Raw genomic sequence first — 1684 nt, 5'->3', positions numbered from 1 at the left:
TTTCAATAGCTCCTCGTCGGTCAGTTCGTTTAGTTGTTTTTCTTGCATGATTTCTCTGTGATTTATTCGAAACCAATTTAAGAATTATTTGGGGAAATTGGGAGTTTTTTTGGTCACAAGCAAATTTAGGTTAGTCAGTTTTGTTGGCAAGCTTTGGCTTAAAACTAAGGAATTATTGGAAGAAAGTATAGGTCATAAAAATTATAAGTACCTAGTTGTAACGCACCCCAAATAACTCGGACATAAATTCAAAAATAATTTTGTAATTATGTCTATGAAAAAGAAGAATTATTCTCAGCAAGAGAAGCTAAAGATCCTGAAGGAATGCGAAGAAAAGGGTATGAAACCAATTTTGGAAAAGTATGGTATTTATCCAACGACCTATTATTACTGGAAGCGTAAGTATTATGTGTCAGGGGAATCTGGGTTAAGCCATGGCAATAACAAAGCATCTCAGGGTCGGATTAAAGAACTTGAAAAAGAGCTCAGGGTATACAAGGAAATGTTGGCCGAGCGAGAGTTGGAAATACGATTAAAGGATGAACTGCTAAAAAAGAAGTATCCCCAGACGAAAAAATAGATTTGGCCAGGAAGTACATTGGTCTGGGGTTAAGCAAATGTCTGGTATTTAGCTTATTAAGAATCACCAAGCATCAGTATTATTATAAGTCAAAGTTAACTGATAACCGAGGTTTGAAACCAACAGAAACTACCCTCAGGATAGATTCAAAGGGTAAGTTACAGCCTATTTCGAATCAAATTGTAGTAGAAATGATGATTAACACCTTATTCTTGCCAGAGACCAGCTATGGTTACAGAGCTATGACTGCCAGCCTGCAACATGATGGCCTTATCATCAATCATAAGAAAGTTTATCGACTTATGCGGGAGTACCAAATACTTAATGACCGCAACCAAAGACCTGCCAAAAACTATGTCAAGTATCGAAGAGTGTATCCCAATCAACCTCTGGAGGTATTAGAGATGGATATTAAGTTTCAGTGGGTGAGTGAACAGGCACGTTATGCATTCATTTTGACGGTTATCGACTGTTTTACCAGAAAAGTGCTGTATTGGGAGGTTGCGTTTTCAATTAAGTCAGCCCAAGTAAAAAAGGCTTGGGAAGAGATAATTCTCAACTATCTGCAACCCTATCAAATGCTTAAAAATGATATCACCGTCGAAATAAGAAATGATAATGACACCCGATTTGCTGCCAAAGAGATTCAGACGTTTTTTAAGGAAAACTACCTTAATCAGGTATTTACTCACCCCTACACTCCACAAGAAAACGGACATATCGAAAGCTTCCATTCCATACTGGCAAGGTCGTTAAATGCCAAAGCTTTCAAAACATTAAACGAGCTAGAAAAACACCTGATGAATTTTTATAAAATATACAATAACAGCAGATTACATGGAAGCCTCGATCACCTCTCGCCAGTAATTTTCTGGAAATTGTGGAATCAAAACTTAATAGAAATGATAGAAGAACAGAACAAGCCAAAAAGATTTAATCTAAAAATTCCCCACTACCTGCTATCGGGGAATGGAAGCCTGAGGGAAGTTTCTCCCGAGCTCGAAAAGCTCACTATCAAAATGCACGGGCCCGATACACTTGATCTACTTTCGGTGCAAAGGTCACCGTCGGTCGTTTCTCCATCACAAAATTAGTATATTGCAG

General features: G+C 37.8%; 2 protein-coding genes. Both read left to right on the top strand.

Translation table 11 applies throughout. The features are described from left to right. The first annotated feature begins 268 nt into the window (after positions 1 to 268). Positions 269 to 580, top strand: a complete 312-nt coding sequence (locus EGI31_RS14985) for a transposase (protein WP_255036201.1) — start codon at positions 269 to 271, stop codon at positions 578 to 580. A 113-nt stretch (positions 581 to 693) separates the two neighbouring features. Beyond that, positions 694 to 1674 (top strand): integrase core domain-containing protein, encoded by a 981-nt coding sequence (locus EGI31_RS14980; protein ID WP_255036203.1) that lies wholly within the window; start codon positions 694 to 696, stop codon positions 1672 to 1674. The last annotated feature ends 10 nt before the right edge of the window (positions 1675 to 1684 follow it).

Origin of the sequence: Lacihabitans soyangensis (assembly GCF_024343775.1) — a bacterium.
Classification (GTDB): domain Bacteria; phylum Bacteroidota; class Bacteroidia; order Cytophagales; family Spirosomataceae; genus Leadbetterella; species Leadbetterella soyangensis.
The sequence above is the reverse complement of the archived record's forward strand: the minus strand, read 5'-3'. Positions and strand labels throughout refer to the sequence as shown.